The organism is Paraburkholderia sp. SECH2 (assembly GCF_030464795.1).
GTDB classification, from domain to species: Bacteria; Pseudomonadota; Gammaproteobacteria; order Burkholderiales; family Burkholderiaceae; genus Paraburkholderia; species Paraburkholderia aspalathi.
In genome coordinates this window covers 15208-35778 of sequence record NZ_JALPRH010000025.1, presented here as the reverse complement: position 1 = coordinate 35778, position 20571 = coordinate 15208, and the positions used below count along the sequence as shown (strand labels likewise).

17 protein-coding genes are annotated in these 20571 nt (G+C 62.2%); 6 read left to right on the top strand and 11 right to left on the bottom strand.

The window, feature by feature from the left end; all coding sequences use genetic code 11:
- Positions 1 to 35 precede the first annotated feature (35 nt).
- Complete coding sequence (locus tag M0D66_RS30275) at positions 36 to 3509, bottom strand: DUF2126 domain-containing protein (protein ID WP_093634878.1); 3474 nt, start codon at positions 3507 to 3509, stop codon at positions 36 to 38.
- Between the two features lie 313 nt (positions 3510 to 3822).
- On the opposite strand from M0D66_RS30275, the gene M0D66_RS30270 reads away from it, so the two are divergent.
- Positions 3823 to 5073: a putative zinc-binding metallopeptidase gene (locus M0D66_RS30270; protein ID WP_211707482.1), complete on the top strand. Its 1251-nt coding sequence runs from the start codon at positions 3823 to 3825 to the stop codon at positions 5071 to 5073.
- Between the two features lie 113 nt (positions 5074 to 5186).
- Here M0D66_RS30270 and M0D66_RS30265 read toward each other — a convergent pair whose 3' ends face one another.
- The 3 genes from M0D66_RS30265 to phaP all read right to left on the bottom strand — a co-directional run bounded on the left by M0D66_RS30265 (position 5187) and on the right by phaP (position 7933).
- A complete protein-coding gene (locus M0D66_RS30265; protein WP_211707481.1) occupies positions 5187 to 6461 on the bottom strand; it encodes a DUF3443 domain-containing protein in 1275 nt (424 codons plus the stop codon).
- 11 nt (positions 6462 to 6472) lie between these two features.
- Positions 6473 to 6922, bottom strand: coding sequence for a DUF2844 domain-containing protein (locus M0D66_RS30260; protein ID WP_093634882.1), 450 nt, complete (start codon positions 6920 to 6922; stop codon positions 6473 to 6475).
- Between the two features lie 582 nt (positions 6923 to 7504).
- On the bottom strand, positions 7505 to 7933 hold the full coding sequence (gene phaP, locus M0D66_RS30255; RefSeq protein ID WP_093634883.1) for a phasin family protein: 429 nt from the start codon (positions 7931 to 7933) through the stop codon (positions 7505 to 7507).
- A gap of 354 nt (positions 7934 to 8287) precedes the next feature.
- Between phaP and M0D66_RS30250 the strand changes: the two genes are divergently transcribed.
- Both M0D66_RS30250 and M0D66_RS30245 read left to right on the top strand, forming a co-directional pair.
- Complete coding sequence (locus M0D66_RS30250) at positions 8288 to 8734, top strand: hypothetical protein (RefSeq protein ID WP_211707480.1); 447 nt, start codon at positions 8288 to 8290, stop codon at positions 8732 to 8734.
- A 592-nt stretch (positions 8735 to 9326) separates the two neighbouring features.
- On the top strand, positions 9327 to 10097 hold the full coding sequence (locus M0D66_RS30245; RefSeq protein ID WP_200653801.1) for a DUF4410 domain-containing protein: 771 nt from the start codon (positions 9327 to 9329) through the stop codon (positions 10095 to 10097).
- Between the two features lie 140 nt (positions 10098 to 10237).
- Here M0D66_RS30245 and M0D66_RS30240 read toward each other — a convergent pair whose 3' ends face one another.
- The gene (locus tag M0D66_RS30240; protein ID WP_200653802.1) at positions 10238 to 11335 is read right to left on the bottom strand and encodes an NADH:flavin oxidoreductase/NADH oxidase; all 1098 of its coding nucleotides are present in this window, start codon (positions 11333 to 11335) and stop codon (positions 10238 to 10240) included.
- A gap of 87 nt (positions 11336 to 11422) precedes the next feature.
- On the opposite strand from M0D66_RS30240, the gene M0D66_RS30235 reads away from it, so the two are divergent.
- Positions 11423 to 11752: a helix-turn-helix transcriptional regulator gene (locus tag M0D66_RS30235; RefSeq protein WP_054040413.1), complete on the top strand. Its 330-nt coding sequence runs from the start codon at positions 11423 to 11425 to the stop codon at positions 11750 to 11752.
- A gap of 51 nt (positions 11753 to 11803) precedes the next feature.
- On the opposite strand, the gene M0D66_RS30230 is transcribed toward M0D66_RS30235, so the two are convergent.
- The 3 genes from M0D66_RS30230 to M0D66_RS30220 are packed head-to-tail and all read right to left on the bottom strand — an operon-like array spanning position 11804 to position 14717.
- A complete protein-coding gene (locus M0D66_RS30230) occupies positions 11804 to 13162 on the bottom strand; it encodes an ATP-binding protein (protein ID WP_093634886.1) in 1359 nt (452 codons plus the stop codon).
- Between the two features lie 21 nt (positions 13163 to 13183).
- Entirely contained in the window at positions 13184 to 13879 is a 696-nt protein-coding gene (locus tag M0D66_RS30225; RefSeq protein WP_200653804.1) for a response regulator transcription factor, read from the bottom strand.
- A 10-nt stretch (positions 13880 to 13889) separates the two neighbouring features.
- Complete coding sequence (locus M0D66_RS30220) at positions 13890 to 14717, bottom strand: MipA/OmpV family protein (RefSeq protein ID WP_200619271.1); 828 nt, start codon at positions 14715 to 14717, stop codon at positions 13890 to 13892.
- 222 nt (positions 14718 to 14939) lie between these two features.
- On the opposite strand from M0D66_RS30220, the gene M0D66_RS30215 reads away from it, so the two are divergent.
- Positions 14940 to 15281, top strand: coding sequence for a hypothetical protein (locus M0D66_RS30215; RefSeq protein WP_211707479.1), 342 nt, complete (start codon positions 14940 to 14942; stop codon positions 15279 to 15281).
- A gap of 53 nt (positions 15282 to 15334) precedes the next feature.
- Here M0D66_RS30215 and M0D66_RS30210 read toward each other — a convergent pair whose 3' ends face one another.
- From M0D66_RS30210 to M0D66_RS30200, 3 genes are all read right to left on the bottom strand, one after another.
- Positions 15335 to 15946, bottom strand: coding sequence for a glutathione S-transferase family protein (locus M0D66_RS30210; protein ID WP_211707478.1), 612 nt, complete (start codon positions 15944 to 15946; stop codon positions 15335 to 15337).
- Positions 15947 to 16109: 163 nt separating this feature from the next.
- Positions 16110 to 17087: a zinc-binding dehydrogenase gene (locus tag M0D66_RS30205; protein ID WP_200619268.1), complete on the bottom strand. Its 978-nt coding sequence runs from the start codon at positions 17085 to 17087 to the stop codon at positions 16110 to 16112.
- A 176-nt stretch (positions 17088 to 17263) separates the two neighbouring features.
- Positions 17264 to 17854: a TetR/AcrR family transcriptional regulator gene (locus M0D66_RS30200; RefSeq protein WP_200619267.1), complete on the bottom strand. Its 591-nt coding sequence runs from the start codon at positions 17852 to 17854 to the stop codon at positions 17264 to 17266.
- A 162-nt stretch (positions 17855 to 18016) separates the two neighbouring features.
- Here M0D66_RS30200 and M0D66_RS30195 point away from each other — a divergent pair, with 162 nt between their 5' ends.
- Entirely contained in the window at positions 18017 to 20497 is a 2481-nt protein-coding gene (locus tag M0D66_RS30195; protein WP_211707477.1) for a phospholipase D-like domain-containing protein, read from the top strand.
- Positions 20498 to 20571 lie beyond the last annotated feature (74 nt).

The following is a 20571-nucleotide window of genomic DNA, read 5'->3' as shown; positions in this document are numbered from 1 at the left end:
TTCTTAAAAGTATGCTGCCGCTTCAGTCTACCAGGTTACCAGTAGCGCAGGTCCAACGTAAACGGAAACTCGAGGCTGCGCTGCGGTACACCGACCGTAAGCGGCCCCGGCGTATGACCGGATGCGAAGAAGCGTGCGCGCCGCCGGCTTTCGGCCTCGTAGGCGTTGACCGGGAAGGTCTGATAGTTGCGCCCGCCCGGATGTGCGACATGATACTGGCATCCGCCGACCGAGCGGCCAGTCCATGTATCGACCAGGTCGAAAGTGAGCGGCGCATCCACACCGATGGTCGGATGCAGCGCCGACGGTTGCGCCCAGGCGCGAAAGCGCACGCCGGCCACATATTCGCTGACGCGGCCCGTCGGCTGAAGCGGCACCGGCACGCCGTTGACCGTCACCACATGGCGGTTGTCGTTCAAACCGAGCGCGCGCACTTCGAGCCTTTCCACGGACGAATCCACGTAACGCACCGTGCCGCCCGGCGAGCCCTCCTCGCCCATCACGTGCCACGGTTCGAGCGCGTTGCGGATCGTCAGCGAGACGCCGTTCACCGTGGTCTCGCCGACCAGCGGGAAGCGGAATTCGAAGTGCGGCGCGAACCAGCTGCTCTCGAAGGCGAAGCCCGCCTGGTTGAGTTCGCCGAGCACGTCGTCGAAATCCATCTTCGCGAAGGTGCCGAGCAGGAAGCGGTCATGCAGTTCCGTGCCCCAGCGCGTCAGCCGCTGCGTGTACGGCGTGTGCCAGAAGCGCGCCACCAGCGCGCGCAGCAGCAACTGCTGCACGAGACTCATACGCGCATGCGGCGGCATTTCGAAGCCGCGCAATTCCAGCAGACCGAGGCGGCCGGTCGGACCATCGGGCGAATAGAGCTTGTCGATGCAGAACTCGGCGCGGTGCGTATTGCCCGTCACATCGATCAGGATGTTGCGCAACGAGCGGTCGATCATCCACGCCGGCAGGTTCGCGCTGTCGCGTCCGCCGAGCAGATCGATCTGCCGCTGCAGCTCGCGGAACGCCACCTCCAACTCGTACACCTGGTCGTTGCGTGCCTCGTCGACGCGCGGCGCCTGGCTCGTCGGCCCGATAAAGAGCCCGGAAAACAGATACGACAGCGACGGATGGTTGTGCCAATACGCGATCAGGCTGGCCAGCAGATCCGGACGGCGCAGGAACGGACTATCGGCAGGCGTCGCGCCGCCGAGCACGAAGTGATTGCCCCCGCCGGTCCCCGTATGCCGGCCGTCGGTCATGAACTTCTCGCTGCTCAGATAGCTCTCGGCCGCGGACTGATACAGGTACTCCGTGTTGTCGACCAGTTGCTCCCAGCTCGAAGCCGGATGAATGTTCACCTCGATCACACCCGGGTCCGGCGTCACCTGCAGGACCTTCAGGCGCGCATCGCGCGGCGGCGGATAGCCTTCGAGCACCACCTGCATCTGCAATTCGGCGGCCGTCGCTTCGATCGCCGCGAGCAGGTCGAGATAGTCGTCCAGTTCGGTGAGCGGCGGCATGAACACATGCAGCAGCGAGCGGCCGCTGCCGAACGCTTCGGTTTCCGCCTTTGGACCAGCGGCCCGTTTCGGGTCGCGTGCTTCGACGCAGATCGCCGTACGCAGCGTTTCCTTCGACGACTGCCCACGCTCCGGCGGCTGCTGGTCGCCTGACTGAGGCGCAAAGGCCACCACGCCGCTGCCCGCCATGCCGCTCAACAAATCCGCCGCTGACGACGACAACGCCGCTGCACGCCGCGCATCGGCGGCGCTCAAGGTGCGCTGTTCGCCGTCGTATTGCATGCGCAATTGCGCGGCCGGACGCAACGGCACCGGTGGCGCAAACGGATCGTGCGCGTGCTGATACGGATAGTCGGTCTTCGACACCCAGGGCAGCGAATCGAGCGGCAAGCGATAACCCATCGGCGAATCGCCGGGAATCAGGAACATACGTTCGTCGCGGAAGAACCAGCGGCCGCTGACCCACTTCGGCGGCTCGTTCGGCACGTCGCGTTCGCGTGCGAGCGGCAGGACAAAACCGGTCGCGCCGCCCAGGCCCGCGTCGAACACACGCCGCAGGCGCACACGCTCCAGCTCGTCATCCAGACGCGCGTCGAGCGGATCGACGTTGACCGGCAGACGGCGCTCGCGCCACAGGTAGTACCAGACGTCTTCGAAGCCGGGCTGGATGCAGTCCGTGTCGAGCGCTAGCTTGGTCGCCAGATGAGCGAGGAAACGCTGGGCGTCTGCAGCCGTGTAGGTGCCCGGCTCGCGTTCGTCGGCGAAGAGCGTGGGGTCTTGCCAGCACGGCTCGCCATCGGCGCGCCAGTAGAGCGACATCGCCCAGCGCGGCAACTGTTCGCCCGGATACCACTTGCCCTGGCCGATATGCAGAAAGCCGTTTGCGCCGTAGCGCGAGCGCAGCTTGTCCATCAGCGCGACCGCGTAGCCGCGCTTAGTGGGGCCGAGGGCGTCGGTGTTCCATTCGGCGGCGTCGCGATCGCGCACCGACACGAAGGTCGGCTCGCCGCCCATCGTCAGGCGCACGTCCATCTCGGTCAGGCGCTGGTCGACCTGCTCGCCCATTTTAACGACGTCGCTCCACACTTCTTCGGTGAAGGGCTTGGTGACGCGCGGCGTCTCCAGGACCCGTTCGATCGACATGGTGTGCTCGAACTCGACTTCGGACTCGTCGACCGCGCCGGAGATCGGCGCCGCGCTGCCGGGTTCGGGCGTGCAGGCGACCGGAATATGGCCCTCCCCGGCCAGCAGGCCGGAGGTCGGGTCGAGGCCGATCCAGCCCGCGCCCGGCAGGTAGACCTCGCACCATGCGTGCAGGTCGGTGAAGTCGACTTCGGTGCCGCTCGGGCCGTCGATGGATTTGACGTCGGGGGCAAGTTGCAGCAGGTAGCCGGAGACAAAGCGCGCCGCCAGCCCCAGTTGCCGGAGCGTCTCGACCAGCAGCCAGCCCGAATCGCGGCACGAACCCGCGGCGCTGACCAGCGTTTCCTCGGGCGTCTGCACGCCGGGCTCCATGCGGATCAGGTAGCGGATCTCGCGTTGCAGCCGCTGATTCAGTCCGACGAGGAAGTCGGCGGTGACCATCGGCTTGCGGTCAATACTCGCGACGAACTCGGCGAAGCGCGGCGTCATCGGCCGCTTGACGAGGTACGGGGCGAGCTCCAGCGCGAGGCCGGGCGCATACTCGAACGGAAACCGTTCCGCCGACGGTTCGAGAAAGAAATCGAACGGGTTGTAGACCGCCATCTCGGCGACCAGATCCACGGTCACCTTGAATTCGCGCGTCTTCTCGGGGAAGACGAGGCGCGCCTGATAGTTGGCAAACGCGTCCTGCTGCCAGTTGATGAAGTGTTCAGCCGGTTCGACCCGCATCGAATAAGACAGGATGGGGGTCCGGCAATGCGGCGCAGGCCTGAGACGCACGACCTGGGGCGACAGCGCAACCAGCCTGTCGTAGCGGTAATGTGTGACATGATTCAACGCGACGCGAATGGACACACCGGACTCCTGGACAAGGGATGGCAGCCCGCCAAAAAGCAAGCTTCATGCCGTGGATCGAAAAACCGCGAGAACTGGCTGTACTGCCCGGATTACCGCCTGCTGCGAAGTTTGCCGCATCTGTCGACCGTCCGGTCGATCGATCAGCGCGCCTTTCCCTTACCTTTTCAGCAGCCGCGCACCAAAGCGGCGCAGCGCCGATGCACGATCATGCACGTAATGTGCGTTAAACCAGTGACGTCTGGCAAATGCGGCATGAAGATTGCGCGTTAGCTTCGCCCCAAGACTGCCACCCACCACCCAGGTTCGATCAATGAAAACCTTCCACTGCAATCGCTGCTCGCACCTTGTGTTCTATGAAAACGTTCGTTGCGAACGCTGCGAGGCATTGCTCGGATATGTGCCTGAACTGGCCGAAATCAGCGCTTTCGAAGACGCCGGTGAAGGCCGCTGGCGCAGCCTGCACCCGCGTGGCGAGGGTGCATTGTTCCGGCAATGCCACAACTACGCGGTCGAAAATGTCTGCAACTGGATGATCCCCGCCGACTCGCCCGACACGCTGTGCCGCGCCTGCCAGCTCACGCGCACGATTCCGAATCTGAGCGCGCCGGACAACCGGCTCTACTGGTACCGGCTGGAGATGGCGAAGCGGCGTCTGCTGTACACGCTGGCCGCGCTCGGCCTCGACGTGCCTTCGCGCAAGGACGATCCCGAATCCGGCCTGGCATTCGAATTCCTCGAGGACGGCGGCGACGGCAAGCGCGTCATGACCGGCCACGACAACGGCCTGATCACGCTGAACATCGCCGAAGCCGAAGACGCCTACCGCGAAAAGGTGCGCAGCGCGATGGGCGAGCCCTACCGCACGCTGCTCGGGCACTTCCGCCACGAGACGGGCCACTACTACTTCAGCCAGCTGGTCGAGAACGACCCGCGCTGGCTCGAGCCCTACCGCAAGCTGTTCGGCGATGAGCGCGCCGACTACGGCGAAGCGCTGACGGCCTACTACCGCGACGGCGCGCCAAAAGACTGGCAGGGTTCGTATATCAGCGCCTATGCGACGATGCATCCTTGGGAAGATTGGGCAGAGACGTGGGCGCACTACATGCTGATCGTCGACGTACTGGATACGTCGACCTCATATGGCCTCGCCTTGCTGCCCGACGACCCGAGCGAGCCGACGCTGACCGACCGCACGCCCATCGAAGACGCGAGCTTCGAGAATCTGATGAAACGCTGGTTTCCGCTCACGTATGCGTTGAACAGCCTGAATCGCAGTCTCGGCATGCCCGACGGGTATCCGTTCACGCTGGCCTCGCCGGTCGTGGATAAGCTGCGATTCGTGCATCGGGTGATTGCGGCAGCCGGTGATAAAACGCAACCGCGTGAAGCGGCGAAGCCGGCGCCGCTGTCTGCGCCACAACCCGTCGCTCAACCTGTCACGTCGCAAGAACCCATGCAGGCGCCCGTCATGCAGACAGCCGCGCCGTCAGCGCCGCCCTTGCAATCCGAACCCGCCGCCGTCAAAGCAGCACCCGCCAAGCGGGCCGCACGCCGGCGTTAGTCCAGTCAGTCACACCCCCCGCACGTGGACCGCTTCGAGAATCTATAAAAAAACCCGCTGCAGGATCAACCGGCAGCGGGTTTTTTTCATCGGAGCCAAACCTGGCCGATCACTCAATACGCGACATAAGGCCCCGTACCGCCAGGCGTCGTCTGCTGCTCGACGGCGGCGTACACGTTACGCCCGTAGAAGAACGGCAGGCCCCAGTCGAAAATCGACGACGTTACAAATGCCGGCCCCGCCAGCAGCGGCAACGCTGAATCGCCGCTATACGTCTGCGAGATCGTCGTGGCATTGCCGACGCTGAAGCTCACCGCGCTCGTCGTGCCGTTCACCCCCTGGATCATCGCGCTCAACGACTCGGTCGACGCCGGGCAGTAGTAGGCGCTATTGGGGCTCGCGCATGCCGGCATCACACTGGTCTGGAAGAACAGACCCGTCGAGCCGCTGTCCAGAATACTGCTCGAATACGTCGTGCCGTTCTGTACCGTCGTAAAGGTGCCGTTCGACGGACTCACGCCGATCACCTGCGCGCTGCCCAGCGCATTGTTGGTCTGCGTACCGATGCCGAACACCAGTTGCCCGCTGACCGACTGCGCGCCGCCCGACACCGTCGGCAAGCTCAACATCGAACCGTTGTTGTCGGTGGCGAAGTACGGAATCGGATTGGCGACTTGCAGCGCTTCAGCAAGCGGAATCGACGTGCAGGTCGTGCCGCTGCAGCCGTAATACGTGCCGGCCACTGCCTGTTGCACACAATTCGCGCCGCAGTCGTGCTTGAACACGCCGATGCCCAGAATGCCGTTGGCCTGCAACGTACCCGGCGTGTTGCGCGACGCGCCGACGCTCGCGCAATCCGACGGCACCGAAGCGTAGTTCGGGTCGATCACCTGGATCGGCAGCGAGGCCGCTTTTTCACCGGCGATCTGCAGGTCGGCGAGCTTCACCGAACCCCATGTGTAGCCGTCGAAGAACTGCATGCATTCGGCAACCAGATGGCCCGCGGCGTCCTTCTGTTGCGGCAGCGCCATCGAGGCGGGCAGTTGCGAGGCGAACACGCGCACGCCCCACGAACCGGTATCCACCAGGATGTGATCAATGGTTTGACACTGGCTGGTGCCGGGCGCACAAATCGTGATGCTGACGAACGGCATGTTCGGCACATTGCTCACGCCGGCGTCGACCGTTACGCGCACCGCGTTGGCGGCCACCACTTGCGGCGAAGGCGAGGTATTGGTGACGGTGGGACCAGCTGAAAGGCTCGTTGTGCCGGAACTCGATGAGGAGCTGGAACCGCCGGAGCCGCCGCCTCCACCGCCGCAGGCACTGACGAGCAACGCGAGCAGCGCCGCGCACAGGAGGGTAACGAACGAAGACGTATGACGCATGATTCGCTCCGTTATTGAATGACGCCGACATCGACGCCCGCAGGCACCGCTTGCGGCAGATAGGCGTAGCCGGCAAACGCGCGCAGGTGCCCGCCGGAGAACACCACCAGATCGCTGCCGGACACCGCGAGCGGCGTGCCACGCCGGGTTGCGGTAGCGGCGACGTACTGGTCGAACGACGCGCCCAGCATGGTTTTCAGATCCGGCAGCGTCGGGCCCTGCCACGCGACACCGAAGACGATGCCGTTGGGCGCGACGTACTCGCGCACCAGCGTGCCGGACGGCATCGTCACCAGGTGCACCGAATACGCGCTTTGCGTAGTGACCGTATGAGCCACGGCGTGAAGGCTCGTCTGATCGCTGTCGACAGAACTGACGTTCTGGCCGAGCGTGGCGTGCGCGGCAAACGACAGCGCGCAGCCTGCCCCGAGCATTGCGCGAGCAATGCTTGTAGAAAGCATCGGTTTCAAGAGATTTCCTTCGAGGTGAAACGCTCGTGGCCAGCGGATGAGCCGATCACGAACGGGGAATCCAGGGGCGCACTCCTGACCGGCGGTGCCGGTTCTGCATTCACACCGGTTGGGTTGCGTGAATGCGTCTACGGAGTGGCTGCGCGAAACTTTAGTGACCGCGCAAGGGCATGGCAATCGTTTGCGGGATGATTTAAACCTTCTGCTTGCTCGACGCCGTTTGAACCTGTTTGATATTTGAGGACAGGATCACCAAGGGACGTCGCTTGAGCGCAGATTTTGCCGACACGTCCTGTTTAAAGCGAACACACGCATTAAATAACGGGGCCACAGTAGAAAAATATTAATGCGTGTCGCATGTCACCAATAATGTAAGCGTTCGCAGAATAATTCGCGTCTGCGGACCTGTTTCATCTGATCATTGCGGCACGTGCGGACTGCTTTTGTGTGAAGAGAAAATCGCGTACTTATACGGTTCGAAGCGGCAAAAAAATGCCGCGGATAACTTGATGGTCATCCGCGGCATCGGGTACTTCGGTGCTAATTCATTGCGGCTTCAGTAAGCCGCGTCCGTTACTTTTTCTGCTGCTGTTGCAAGAGCGATTTAAGCTCCTGCACATTTTCTTCTACGCGTTTTGCGATCACCGCATACGACTCAGCCTGCGTCTGATACGCGGCTTGCGCCAACTGCTGCATGTCGGCGAGCGACTTATGCAGGCTTTGCTGGATCAGTTCAGCAGCTTTCGCCGGAGGCGCGGCGCCGCCGGCCGACAACTGCCCGGTGAGCGACTGCAATTCGCCCAACGTGGTGCGCAGCATCTCGGTCTGTTTCTGCGCAAGTGACTGCATACCCTGGAATGCCGTCTGATTCGCCTGAACCAGTGCTTCCACGTCCTTGCGTCGCGCTTCCATGATGGCGGGTACGTCGAAGCCGGGAAGCTTGAACTGCTCCAGCATTTTGGTGAAGTCGCCAAACGGATTGGTGGCGTCAGGTTGGCTCATGCGAAATCCTCCTTAACGGTTAAATATTCGCCCGCGGTGCCTCGCCGCGACAGGTTTCTCCGGCATAGGCAGCAGTGGCGTCGCGTGCGCCGCGTCTCCCGTCGAGGCGTGCTGCTTCTGGGGTCGGACGGCACATTGCGTCAATCATGCGCCATCCGGCCACATTGCGCCAGCGGGCACACCCTGGCGTCGGGCGTCTCTTTGCCGGAACGTTCGACGGGTTTAGGCCACGAAGCATGCAAGGCCCTGTAAGTTACAAGATAGCTTCAGTAACCCGGCAAAACGGCATGTCGACTATCGTTTCCCATGTACCGGCGCACGTTGCCCCGGTGCTGTCTCAATGGGAGCGACATCATGAAAAAAGGAATGCTGAGCGCGGCACTGGCCGCCGTTTTGACCGCAGCCGCCACTGGCGCGCTGGCACAGGAAGCGGCCGCACCGCCGCCCGCTTCAGCCCCCGCGCACGGCGAGCCGCATCACGGCGACGGGCCATCTTTCCCGCATGGGCCAATGGGTCCGGGTTTCGCGGTAGTCAACGATCTGGAACAGTTGCGCCGCCTGTATGCGATGAGCGGGCGTGAAGGCGAGATCGTCGCCGTGTATCACGAGGTGTTGAGCAAGACGCAAGATCCGATGCTGCGTCACTACGTGTACGACTCGTTGGCCCGCGAGCAATTGAAGCCGGCCAATCCTGACCAGGCGATTGCGACGCTGCGCACCAGTCTGTCGGAAGATCTCGTTGCGACGAACAGGCAGCCGCATGGCATGCCGGCAGAGGTGCAACCGGCTGCTCAGCAATAAAGCGCGGACTCGATTATCACGCAGTCGAACGGCCGGTAATTCCAACCCAAAGCAAGGGACACGGCAATTCGTCCCGATAGAAAATCGGTTGGAAGCGCTTCCGTCGAAAAGCAGCGCAGCCGATCGGCGCGCTGCGTTAGCTGTCGCACATTGCCGCCTCACTGCCCACTTTTCATCTTCCCTCAGGTGATTAGGATGAGAGCACCGTAACGCTAGTGCCTGGTGAACAATGCGCTATCCGCTCAATATGGCCGTCGCCGCCATTCTTCTTGTCTTCGTTCTTTGCTGCATCGTCAAACTTGCCTTGAGTTGACACTCTGCCGTCGCATTCACCCCATGCCAAACCTGCCCCACGGCTGCATGTTTCGCCGTGACATTGCGCGAAATAATTGTTGAATGGAGTTCGGGAAGTGACTCGCCCATACTTCGTTTCGCTGCCGGTGCGTACGAAAAAAGACGCATGAGATCAAGGGTGCTTTGCGTGAAAACGCGTGTGCGAATGCAACCCCGATGATCAACGATCCCACGGTTGCCCGATCATCGGAAGATGCATTCGAAGCTAACGGCACCGCGTGCCGACGACAGGATGAACATGTTCACTTCAGTGAGTTTCCTCAAAAAGAATGCCGCCCGTTTTGCATGCGTTGCGATGGTCTGCGGTAGCGCGCTCCTGACCGGTTGCGCCGGCGGCAGCATCAACAACGCGACCCAGACCAGCGCACAGCCGCAAGTGCGTCCGGACAATATTTATGTCTACACCTTCGACTCCAATCCGGATCAGGTGAAACTGGACAACGGCGGCATACTGAAGAAATTGAAGGCGCAACTCGACGGTTCGTCCGCCGCGGAAAAACAATCAGCCGATGCGATCGCCGTGCGTGAGCAGGTGGCTAACGAAATCGTGCATCAATTGCAATCGATGGGGTTGCGCGCGATTCGTTCGGACATCCCCGCCCCGGCCGACCAGAACGTCCTGCTCGTGCAAGGCAGCTTCGACACGATCGACGCGGGCAATCGCCGCCGCCGCGTGCTGATTGGACTCGGCGCCGGCAAGAGCGAGGTAAGCAGCTCCGTGCAGATTCTCTACAAGCCGGCTGGCGGCACCGCGCGGCTGGTGCAAAGTTTCAATGCCACCGGCGACAGCGGCAAAGCACCTGGCATGGTCGAAACAGCCGGCGTGGGTGCAGCCGCCGGAAGCATCGCGACTTCGGCTGCTGTGGGCGGCAGCTTGCACGCTGTCTCCGAAACCAAGAAGGCTGGCGTTTCAGCGGACGCAAAACGCCTCGCCGACGCGGTGGCAAAACAGGTGGCGCAGATCGGTGTCAGCGGCGGCTGGCTCTCGACGGAGCACGTCAAAGGATAAGCAATCCGCAGCAGGGCTGAACGACAAAAAGCGCGTAGCAGAGTGAATGAAATTCACACCCTGCCACGCGCTTTTTACGCGCTTTTTACGCGCTTTTTACGTTTTCAGAGCCTTCGCTTAGCGTACGCGTCCCGCAACGTTCAGGCGACAGCGTAACGTTCGAGCCAATGCGCGTACGGTGCCGGCAGCGTCCACGAAGGACGTTCGATACCCAGCTTGCGCGCCGCATGGTACGGCCAGTGCGGATCGGCCAGATGCGCGCGGCCGACCATCACCAGGTCCAGTTGCTCGTTCTTGATGGAGCGGTCCGCCAGTTCCGGCGTATCGATGCCCCACGCGGACGAAACGGCGATACCGGCTTCGCGGCGCACACGCTCTGCGATCGGCGCGAGGAACGCCGGCGCCCATGGAATACGTGCGGCAGGCGTGGAGAAGCCCACGCTGACGCTCAACATATCCAGCCCTTCGCGCTTGAAATTCTTCGCGAGCTCGATCGATTCGGCGAGTGTTTCCTCGTCGCGTCCGTCGTACTCGATCACGCCGAAACGCGCCGTCAACGGCAGATGCTCAGGCCACACCTTGCGCACAGCGGCCAGGGTTTCCAGCAGGAAGCGGCTGCGGTTTTCGAGGCTGCCGCCGTACGCGTCATCGCGTTGATTGGAGTGCGTCGAGAAAAAGCTCTGGCCGAGGTAGCCGTGTGCGAAGTGCAGTTCGAGCCATTCAAAACCCGCATCACGGGCCCGCTTGGCAGCGGCGACGAAGTCTTCGCGCACGCGGGCGATGTCGTCAAGCGTCATCGCTTTCGGTACTTTCGGCAGCCCGCCGCCGAAGGCGATCGCCGACGGTGCGATGGTCTGCCAGCCGCGGGAGTCGCTTTCTGCGATGTGGTCGTCGCCTTCCCACGGGCGGTTGGCGCTGGCTTTACGGCCCGCGTGACCGATCTGGATGCCCGGCACGGCGCCCGCAGCCTTGATCGACGCAACGACCGGCGCGAAAGCCTGCGCCTGCTCGTCGGTCCAGATGCCCGCGCAGCCCGGCGTGATACGGCCCTCGGGCGACACCGCCGTCGCCTCGACGATCACCAGCCCCGCACCGCCGCGCGCCAGACCGGCGAGGTGGACGCGGTGCCAGTCGTTGATCAGGCCGTCTTCGGCGGTGTACTGGCACATCGGCGGAATGGCGATCCGGTTGCGCAAGGAAACGTCCTTGAGCTTGTAGGGCTGAAATAATGCTGACATCGGGCTAAACTCCTGTGAACATGCTTGTACGGTAGTTCGACAAACATCGAACTATGGAGTATGGCAGAAACCTTTATCATCTGCACAATGCGCACCTATACCCATCCTGCCGCCGAGGATTTCACGCTCGGACGGCTCTTTCATGCTCTTAGCGACCCCGTGCGCCTCGAGATCGTCCGTCAGCTTTCAACGGTCGACGAGGCCACCTGCGGCGACCTTGACGGCGGCCGCCCCAAGTCGAGCGTCTCCCATCACTTCCGGATCCTGCGTGAGGCGGGACTGGTGCGCACGCGCGTTGCCGGCACCGTGCATCAGAATTCGCTGAGGCGTGACGAGTTGGATGCCCGCTTTCCGGGCTTGATGGAGGCGATCATCAAACAGATCGCTAATGAACCGGCGTTGAGCGAACCGGCTTGATGGCCGGTTGAAAATCGGCTGAAGATCGATACAAGCGCAACAAGCGCGGCGCTACGAGAACCACACTGCGAAGCGTGTGCCTGACATCAGACTGCTCACGGTCAGGCGCCATTCGTGAGCCGTCGCGATCTCCTTGCAGATCGCGAGACCGAGTCCGGCGCCGTCATGCCGTGCATCCGGCGCGCGCCAGAACCGCTTGAAGAGAAACGGCAGATACTCCTGCCTGATGCCCGGTCCTTCGTCCTGAACCTGCACCGAGACGGCATCGACGATCAGCACGACCGAGCTATGTGCCGGCGAGGCGTTGATCGCGTTTTCAACGATGTTCTTGAGCAGAATGAACAACGCGCTTCGATCCGCCCAGATCGACGGCGACGCGACCGTGGTTTCGAGCCGGAGCGTCACGTGCTTGCGGTCGGCCTTGCGCGCAAGATAAGCCACAACGTCCTGCACCACGTCGACGATATTCACCTCGCCGAAACTGAAATTCTGCGACTCGCTAACTTCGGCGAGATGCAGCAGTTGCCGAACCTGACGCGCCATCAGATCGATTTCGCGAAACAGCAATTCCTTGTCGTTGATCCCTGGCTGCAGTTCGATCTGGCCGCGGATCAAGGTGAGCGGCGTCTGCAATTCATGCGCGGCTGACGCGAGAAACTGCTGCTGCACGGCGAAGCCGTTTTCGAGTCGGTCGAGCGCTTCATTGAAGGCATGGATCAACGGCTTGATTTCACTCGGAACGCCCTCGACGGAGAGCCGCGTCGTGAGGTTACGCGGCGTAATCCGCGCAGCCGCGCGCGACGCCTCTCTGAGCGGCTTGAGCACCCGATGCACGGTAAATGGGAAAGTCAGGCCAAAAATGATCGTGGCCACGACAATGATCGTCTTGATGATCGCCGGCATCGGCCTGACCTTGGCGTCGATAAGCGCGTCGACGAAGCGCTCCGACGTTGCGGTCTGGGTATAGAAAACTGCCGGGCCGCGCACAACCCGCAGCGTCAGGACTTCGAATGGCTTCGCCCCTATCTCCGCCCGCCGAACATTGCCAACGGCCCTGGACAGATCACCCGCAATCCATGCTTCACTCCCCTGGGCACCTTCCGACGCCAGCAACACGTTGCCGCGTTCGTCGAGTACCCGGTACTTCAGTTCAGTCGGCGCAACCTCGAAAAGCCAGGCCTTCTGCGAAGGAAGCGCCACGGAAACCAGACGGCCGGCACCGTCGAACCGGAGTCCACTGGTAATCGCCGTGGCGCTTTCCATTTCCTCGTGCAACCCGAGCATCTGCTGAGGGAAGTGACTGAACGCATAGGTAGCGGCCGTCGCCAGCACGGTCAGGCTGATCGCGAGAGCAACAATGCTGGTCACCCAAAGCCGCGCGGACAAACTGCGAATCCAGTGTTTGAGCATGGTGAGCAATGGGCCGTTGATTTAGTGCTGCGCGGTGGAGCCGGCCGCAACCTGAAGCGCGAAGCCCGCGCCGCGAATATTGGCGAGCCGTGTCGTCGCGCCGAGCGTGGTCAGCTTTTTACGCAGGCGATGCAGCGTGACTTCGAGCGCATTGGGCGTGACGGCTTCGCCGAGTCCCCATGCGGCATGTTCGAGCGCCGCGTGCCGGACGGTGGCGCCCGCCGCCTTCACGAGGCACAGCACGATCTGCAACTCGGCAGGCGCCAGCAGAACAGACTGCGCGCCGCAGCGCATGGCGCGTTGCTGCGGATCGACCGTGACGTCGCCGAACGAAATCACCAGATCCGTCAGCGCTACCGGCCGGCGCATCAGCGTACGCACCCGCGCGACCAGTTCACTCATGGCGAAGGGCTTGGTCACGTAGTCGTCCGCACCGTTTTCCAATCCGTCGACGCGGTCATGCAGCGCGTCGCGCGCGGTCAGCATGAGCGAGGGCGTCATCTGCCCTGCCGTGCGCAACGTCCGCAGAAAAGTCAGGCCGTCGCCATCCGGCAACCCGCGATCGATGATGAGCACCGCATAGTCGGCACGGCTCACACCATAATGCGCCTCCGAAATGGTGCCGAACACATCGGTCTCGATGCCTGCAGCGGAAAGCGCCTGACGGATCATGCCGGCCAGGCGCTCGTGGTCTTCGATCAGTGCGACACGCGACATGCGGTGGTGCTCAGTTGAATTCGTAAAGGTAGCCGACCCTGGCTTGCGGAATATAGCGTTTGCCCACCAGCGGACTGTCGGTGATGCCGCTGCCCAGGTGCGCGACGCCGACGTCGAGAATCAGGATCTGATGACGCGTGAACTTGTAGTCGATACGCGTTCCGACCGAGATGTCGTAGGTCGCCTTGCCGGCATATTCCGGGCGCCCGGCGCGCGCTTCGGACGAGCGTACGCCGTAATAGTAATCGACATATTTGCTGCTCAACCAATCCACGCCGGCGTGCGGTTCGAACTCGAATTTGCCGTACTCGAAGGTCTTGCTGAAATCGATCGTGGCTTTCTGGCCCTTGTTGCCGCCCTCCAGAAAATCGCCCGAGAGTGTGCCGTATGCGGTGTGCCATGCAAGCGCCGGGCCGTACCAGAACGCGCCGTTGCGGTTCTGCATGCCGCTCAGGATCGGTGCATCCGACGCCTTGTAGCCGTCGCCGATGGCGTATTGTCCGCGCAAGGCGAGGCTCACGTTGCTCCACTTGCCGATCTTCAGATCGACAGCCGTGCCAAATGCATGCACCCATTTGTTGTCGAACGAAATCAGCGGAATCGGTGTGTATTTCGTGCCGTAGCCTTTGTAAGGCGCCTGCTCGATGCCCGCGCCCACGCCCAGACCCCAATGCGTCACGTTGGTGGAATTGTTCAGCACGGTGAAACCTGTGTCGTCCGCCGTGGGCGGCTCCGGACTCTGGCCGTCGGCCCAGGCCGTGCCCGAATACGCCCAGAATGATGCGAACGATGCGATAGCCAGTAACAGCCTGCGCTCACGGCGAAGAGTTTTTTTCACGTCGAGTCCTGAGTTGATGGATGAGGCGGCATCGACTCTAGAACCACTGGACTTACTCGTTACTTACTCGAAGCGGTGGGAACGGACGTATTGGGTTGCAGCACACGGGATAGGGAACGATCGCGGCAGCACATGCCTCAGAAAAGCCCGCCGGCCGTAAGTATCAGGTAAGTCATGCGAGTTCAGCATCGAGACCGCTATCCGATTGCGGGATCTCACTCGATGAAACTCACCACTACGACCGCACTGCGCGCAAACGCCGTGCTCCTCTGCCTCTCGACGTGCGTCGCCATCATACCGAGCCTGACCCTTTCGGTGCTGTTCGGCCTGTTCGACGACAACCCGCCCTCGCTGCCCTACCACGGGGCCACGATCGCACTCGCACTGCTCGTCATGTTTTCGTTGCGATGGGGCGCACGCCGCGCGTTCGATGCGGCTTTAGCGGCACACCAGGTCAGATTGCTCGACGAGCCCGCCGACCAGGCATCGATCGACGCGTACTGCGCGCGTGCGTGGCTCGTCCAGTTACATGTGGAACTGCAGGGGCGTCACTGCACCGATTGATTGATCTGGGACTGCGCCGGGCGAGCGATGGCGCCGCGGCAGCCCTCAATCACTTACGCGCCGCCCTTCTCCATCGCACGCCGGTACGCGGGGCGCGCCTCGATGCGATCGACAAACGCAGTGATATTCGGGAACGCGTCGCGTCCGCAAAACTTGAGGCACGTTTGCGCGACGAACGAGAGCTGGATATCGACACCCGTCAATTCATCGCCCATCAGGTAATCGCGGCCGGCCAATTCCTGATTCAGAAAACCGAGGTGATTCTGCAACTCACTTTCGATTCTCGGTTGCAACGGAGCCGCACCTTCGCCAAGACGCGCCGTGTACACCTTCAGCATCAGCGGCAGCATGGCCGAGCCTTCGGCATAGTGCAGAAACTGCGCGTAACGATCGTACTCGTCGGTTCCGTATGCAGGGGCGAGGCGGCCGTTGCCATGGCGGCGAATCAGATAGTCTACGATCGCACCCGACTCGAAAATCACTTTCTCGCCGTCGCGAATCACAGGGGCCTTGCCCAGCGGATGGATCGCCATCAGTTCCGGCGGAGCGAGACGGGTCTGCGGATTCCGCTGGTATTGAACGAGCGTGTAGTCGAGGCCGAGTTCTTCCAGCAACCAGGTAATGCGGCGCGAACGGGATTCGTTGAGGTGATGGACTTCGATCATGGAGTGGGTTGTTGAGTCGGTGAGAGAAAGCGCGGACAACGCCTGCCCCGAAACCGTTCGACGATTCACGTGGGCAGGCATTGGAAGGATCTTGCGAACGGGCATCAGCGTGACACTGCACGGCATAAACTTGTGCGTCGATGCAGCAACACGCCTCTGCTCGTTAGAACCGCAACAGCACTTTGCCCTTGCGAGCGCTCTTCCCGCTCTCCGCTGCAGCTTGCGCCACGTTCTCGACGTCGAAGACGGCTTCCACCGGCAGCTTCAGTTCACCCGACGCAGCGAGCCTCAGCAATTCGCCGATCATTCGCGCTTTATCCGCCCCCGAAGTGACCTCGAAAATCTTGCTCGCCCAGAAACCCTTGACGGTCGCCTGTTTGAAGATCGCATCGCCGGAACTGAGGCGCATCGGTTCATTGGACATCGCGCCGAACGACACCAAAGTGCCGTTTTCGCCAAGCAGACCGAAGATGTCACCGCTGGCGTCGCCGCCCACCGAATCGACACCCGCCATAATCGGTGCATCGCCGACGATCTCGCGAACCCGCTTCTTCCAGCCGTCGCTTTCGGTCGACACTGCATTGCCGATGCCGACCTCCGCCAATTCCGCAATGCCCGCCTCACGCCTGACCAGATTGACCCCATTGATGCCACGCGCGTTGGCGAGCATCGCCAGAGTCTTACCGACCGCACCGTTCGCCGTGTTCTGGATGAACCACTGACCGGGTTCGAGGTGCAGATATTCGAGCAACATGACCGCGCTCAACGGCATGGCGATCAGTTGGCAACCTACTTCGTCGCTGATCGCGTCAGGCAGCGGGACCACCGCTGCCGCCGGGGCCAGAACGTAATCGGCCCAGCCCTCGTAGATGCCGGCCACCACCACGCGTTGACCGGGCTTCAGGTGTTCGACACCTTCGCCGATCGAGTCGATCACGCCGGCGACTTCCGTGCCGCCCACGGCCGGCAATTTCGGCTTGTAGCCGTACTGACCGCGAATCGTCCAGAGGTCGTGATTGTGAATCGGCGACAAGGTCGATTTGATGCGCACCTGGCCCGCGCCGGGATTCGGCGTGGGACGTTCCGCGACCTGCAGTACCTCGGCGGGATTGCCGAAAGAGGAATAGATAACGCTACGCAAAGTCGATCTCCTGGAATGTGCAACGATGAGGGCTCCGTTCTGCGCGGAGTGAGGGGTTCTGCGAGTGCTTGTTTGGGTGCTTCTCTGGGTGCTTCTGCAAATGGTTTTCTGAGTGCTTCGGTTGATGCTGCTGTTCGAAGAACCTAATCAACATCACCGCCTCGGCCGCGACCATGTCATGCGGCGCGCAGGACGCTCTGCGTGACCGCCATGGCTTGCGCCATCGCGCTTCCATCCTGCCGCAGCTTGGTGACGAGCGCCGCGCCGAGCCACATGTGATACAGGAGTTCCGCCGCCTCCCGAGCCCGGATCTCCGGCGAAAGCGAGCCGTCTGCCTGGCCTTCTTCGATCACGGAAGCAAGACGCACCATCAGGCGGTCGACGCCGTCGCGCAGCACCACGCGCATCTCATCGGACAGGTCGCCGACTTCCGCGCTCAGCTTCACCACCAGGCACTTTTCGTCGCCGTCCTGATCCAGTTGCTCCTGCTGCCAGGCAGCCCAGTAGCTCAGCAGCTTGTCACGACCGTTGACGCCCGGCCGACCGAACAGCTCGTCGAGACGCACCGCGTAGTCGGCAACGTATTGCTGCAGCAACTCGCTGCCGAACGATTCCTTCGAGCCGAAGTAGTGATAGAACGAGCCCTTCGGGATCTCGGCAGTCGTCAGAATCTCGTTCAACCCGACCGCGACAAAGCCCTTGCGCGCGATCAGCGCGCGCCCGGCGTCGAGGATGTGGCGGCGAATGTGGGGGTGGCTAGCTCTCATAGGAACCGGATTATGGCCTCAATTAGACCAGTCGTCTAGAGCGCAAAATGTGTGACTCGTTCGTGTCCGCTTTGCGGGACGGACACACTGCTGTCATGGCCACGCCATAACAACGCGTCACGCTGGGCATGAGCTGTTCCGTCCTCACCCAGGAGACATGCCATGTTGACCGCCCGCGTTGGAATCGTATCGCAATCCGCCGCCGTACCTTACACCGATGTCGTCCGTGTCGCGCAGGCACTCAACCTGCAGATCAGCCGCGATCTCGCCCCGATCTGGAACGTGTCGGGCACGGTCGTCGCGCTCGAGTCCACTGACCATCTCGATCCAGGCGTCTGGCCGGTTTACGTAGTGGACGAGGTTCAAGCGGGGGCCGCCGGCTTTCACCTGACCGAACACAACCAGCCGTTCGCGGTTGTCCTGGCCGGCAATACGTGGTCGCTATCGGCGAGTCACGAGATACTTGAAATGCTGGTCGATCCGGGCGGCAACCGCCTCACCGCGGCCAATGCGGTGACGATCATCGACAACGAAGTGCAGGACGGTGACGGCAAGGTCGAATACCTGGTCGAGATTTGCGATCCGCCCGAAGACGCAACCTGCGCCTATCTGATCGACGACGTGCTGGTCTCGGACTTCTACACGCCCAATTATTTCGACCCTGCCGGCACGTCGGGCGCACGCTACAGTTTCAGTGGCAAGATCACGCGGCCCCGTCAGGTGCTGCCTAATGGCTATCTCACCTGGTTCAACCCGCAGCACAACAAGTTGCAGCAGGTCAGGCATTTCGGCGCGCCCGAAATTATCGATCTCGCATCCGGGCAACCCGGTGGCGGATCGCTGACGGGGGGACGGTCGTTGCGCAGCTTCGTCGACGGCCTCACACAGTTGCCCCAGCCGCTCTCGCAATTGAAAGCCAGCGCACCGGCGGTGGAACGGCGGGACGCGCGCCGCATGATATTCGCCAGTGCGTTGCCAACCGGCGCGGCTCTTTTCTCGGCGGCGCTCGCTCGCCTCAAGACGGACCCTGCCGACACCACCGTTTCTGCGCGGGAAACCCCAGCGATCAACATCCGGACCATGCTCGACACGCACGCCGAGTCGTTCCGGCAAGAGGGCGTGCTGTCCGTGCGTAGCGGCTTGCAATGGGCGACGCCTGGGCGCGCTGTGATGCGTGCCATTGTCGTCACCGTGTCGGCGGACAAGCTTACAGCGCTACAAGCCGCACTGCCGAAGCAGATCGACGGCGTACCCGTCGATGTACGCGCAGCCGACACCATGGAATCGATGCAGACGCTAGATCCGTCGCGATATTGCGCACTAGCTGAAGCCCGCCATGAACTGCGGCAACCCGATTTCGCGGACCAGGTGTTCTTCGATAGACAAGGCAACGCACTCGCGAGTCCGCCTGCGCCGCTCCAGGCGTTCGTCGCTGCCCGCGCGCGCAAGGTGGAGATTCCGTACACACCGGCGCCCGATGCGAATCTCGATGCGGTGACGGAGCAGGTCTCCCTGGTCCTGCACGCGAGTCCCGATGCCGGATGGGCGGAGCTATCGAATTTCATCGCCGGCGTTCGCGAAGAACTGGTGGTGGGAATGTACGACTTCACGTCCGAGCACATTCTTACCGCAGTCGAGTCCGCGTTTGCCGGGGACCAGAAGCTGACGCTCACGCTCGATCATCCCGCGAAGAATCCCACCGCCGACCAGACCGACGAGCAAACCCAGACCGATCTATCGAAGAAGCTCGGCGAACGCTTCGCCGGCACATGGGCGCTCACCAATGCCGACCCGAAGGCACCTGTCTGGATCTATCCAAACGCGTATCACATTAAGGTCGCTGTGCGCGAAGACGATACCTTCTGGCTCTCCTCGGGCAACTGGAACAACAGCAATCAGCCGGAGATCGATCTGTCGGACGTGGCAGCCGCGCGCAAGCTCGCCGAGAAAAGCGATCGCGACTGGCATGTGATTGTCACGAGCAAGGCGTTGGCCAGCACGTTCCGCGCATTCCTGCAGCACGACTATGCGGTCTCCCACGACGCGATAACTGATGCCAAGGCACAGGGGCTGGATATTCCGGGAGCCGGAAACGCCGCTCTCGACGTTCCGATCGAAGCGTTTGCAGCCGGCAAAGCCCCGCGCCAGTTCTTCGCGCCCAGAACGTTGAGCGATACCGTACAAATCCAGCCGCTACTCACGCCCGATAACTATCAGCCGCATGTTCAGGCGCTCATCGAGTCCACCCAGCAGCGCTTCTACATGCAGACCCAATATATCCATCCGAGCGGACGCCCGGACGATGCACAACATGATGCGTTGATTGCGGCGGTGAAGGCGCTCATCGACCGCAAACTCGACGTGCGTCTCATCACCAGTCAGTTTCAGAACGACGCATGGGTCGAAAAGCTGGTCGCGGCGGGCGTCCCGTCGTCGGTGCTGCGCCGGCAGGCGAACGTTCACAACAAGGGAATCGTGGTCGATGGAAATGTCGTCATGGTCAGCAGCCAGAACTGGTCGGCGGACGGCACGCTGCGCAATCGCGATGCGGGCCTGATCATTCATAGCGCCGATGCCGCGGCTTACTTCGAGCAGATTTTCCTGCACGACTGGAATTATCTGGCTTCGCCGGTGGGGAGCTGAGGAGACTGGCGACGCACGCCTATGCGGTTCTGGAAACCGGCTCTGTAAAACGGAGGCGGCACAACGTGCCAGGC

What these genes read in the sequence shown, in the direction of transcription:
- M0D66_RS30240 (WP_200653802.1), bottom strand. Translation starts at nt 11,335, where the DNA reads ATGTCAGCATTATTTCAGCCCTACAAGCTCAAGGACGTTTCCTTGCGC.
- M0D66_RS30215 (WP_211707479.1), top strand. Translation starts at nt 14,940, where the DNA reads ATGAAACTCACCACTACGACCGCACTGCGCGCAAACGCCGTGCTCCTC.
- M0D66_RS30270 (WP_211707482.1), top strand. Translation starts at nt 3,823, where the DNA reads ATGAAAACCTTCCACTGCAATCGCTGCTCGCACCTTGTGTTCTATGAA.
- M0D66_RS30200 (WP_200619267.1), bottom strand. Translation starts at nt 17,854, where the DNA reads ATGAGAGCTAGCCACCCCCACATTCGCCGCCACATCCTCGACGCCGGG.
- M0D66_RS30260 (WP_093634882.1), bottom strand. Translation starts at nt 6,922, where the DNA reads ATGCTTTCTACAAGCATTGCTCGCGCAATGCTCGGGGCAGGCTGCGCG.
- M0D66_RS30245 (WP_200653801.1), top strand. Translation starts at nt 9,327, where the DNA reads ATGTTCACTTCAGTGAGTTTCCTCAAAAAGAATGCCGCCCGTTTTGCA.
- M0D66_RS30250 (WP_211707480.1), top strand. Translation starts at nt 8,288, where the DNA reads ATGAAAAAAGGAATGCTGAGCGCGGCACTGGCCGCCGTTTTGACCGCA.
- M0D66_RS30265 (WP_211707481.1), bottom strand. Translation starts at nt 6,461, where the DNA reads ATGCGTCATACGTCTTCGTTCGTTACCCTCCTGTGCGCGGCGCTGCTC.
- M0D66_RS30195 (WP_211707477.1), top strand. Translation starts at nt 18,017, where the DNA reads ATGTTGACCGCCCGCGTTGGAATCGTATCGCAATCCGCCGCCGTACCT.
- M0D66_RS30225 (WP_200653804.1), bottom strand. Translation starts at nt 13,879, where the DNA reads ATGTCGCGTGTCGCACTGATCGAAGACCACGAGCGCCTGGCCGGCATG.
- M0D66_RS30210 (WP_211707478.1), bottom strand. Translation starts at nt 15,946, where the DNA reads ATGATCGAAGTCCATCACCTCAACGAATCCCGTTCGCGCCGCATTACC.
- phaP (WP_093634883.1), bottom strand. Translation starts at nt 7,933, where the DNA reads ATGAGCCAACCTGACGCCACCAATCCGTTTGGCGACTTCACCAAAATG.
- M0D66_RS30235 (WP_054040413.1), top strand. Translation starts at nt 11,423, where the DNA reads ATGCGCACCTATACCCATCCTGCCGCCGAGGATTTCACGCTCGGACGG.
- M0D66_RS30230 (WP_093634886.1), bottom strand. Translation starts at nt 13,162, where the DNA reads ATGCTCAAACACTGGATTCGCAGTTTGTCCGCGCGGCTTTGGGTGACC.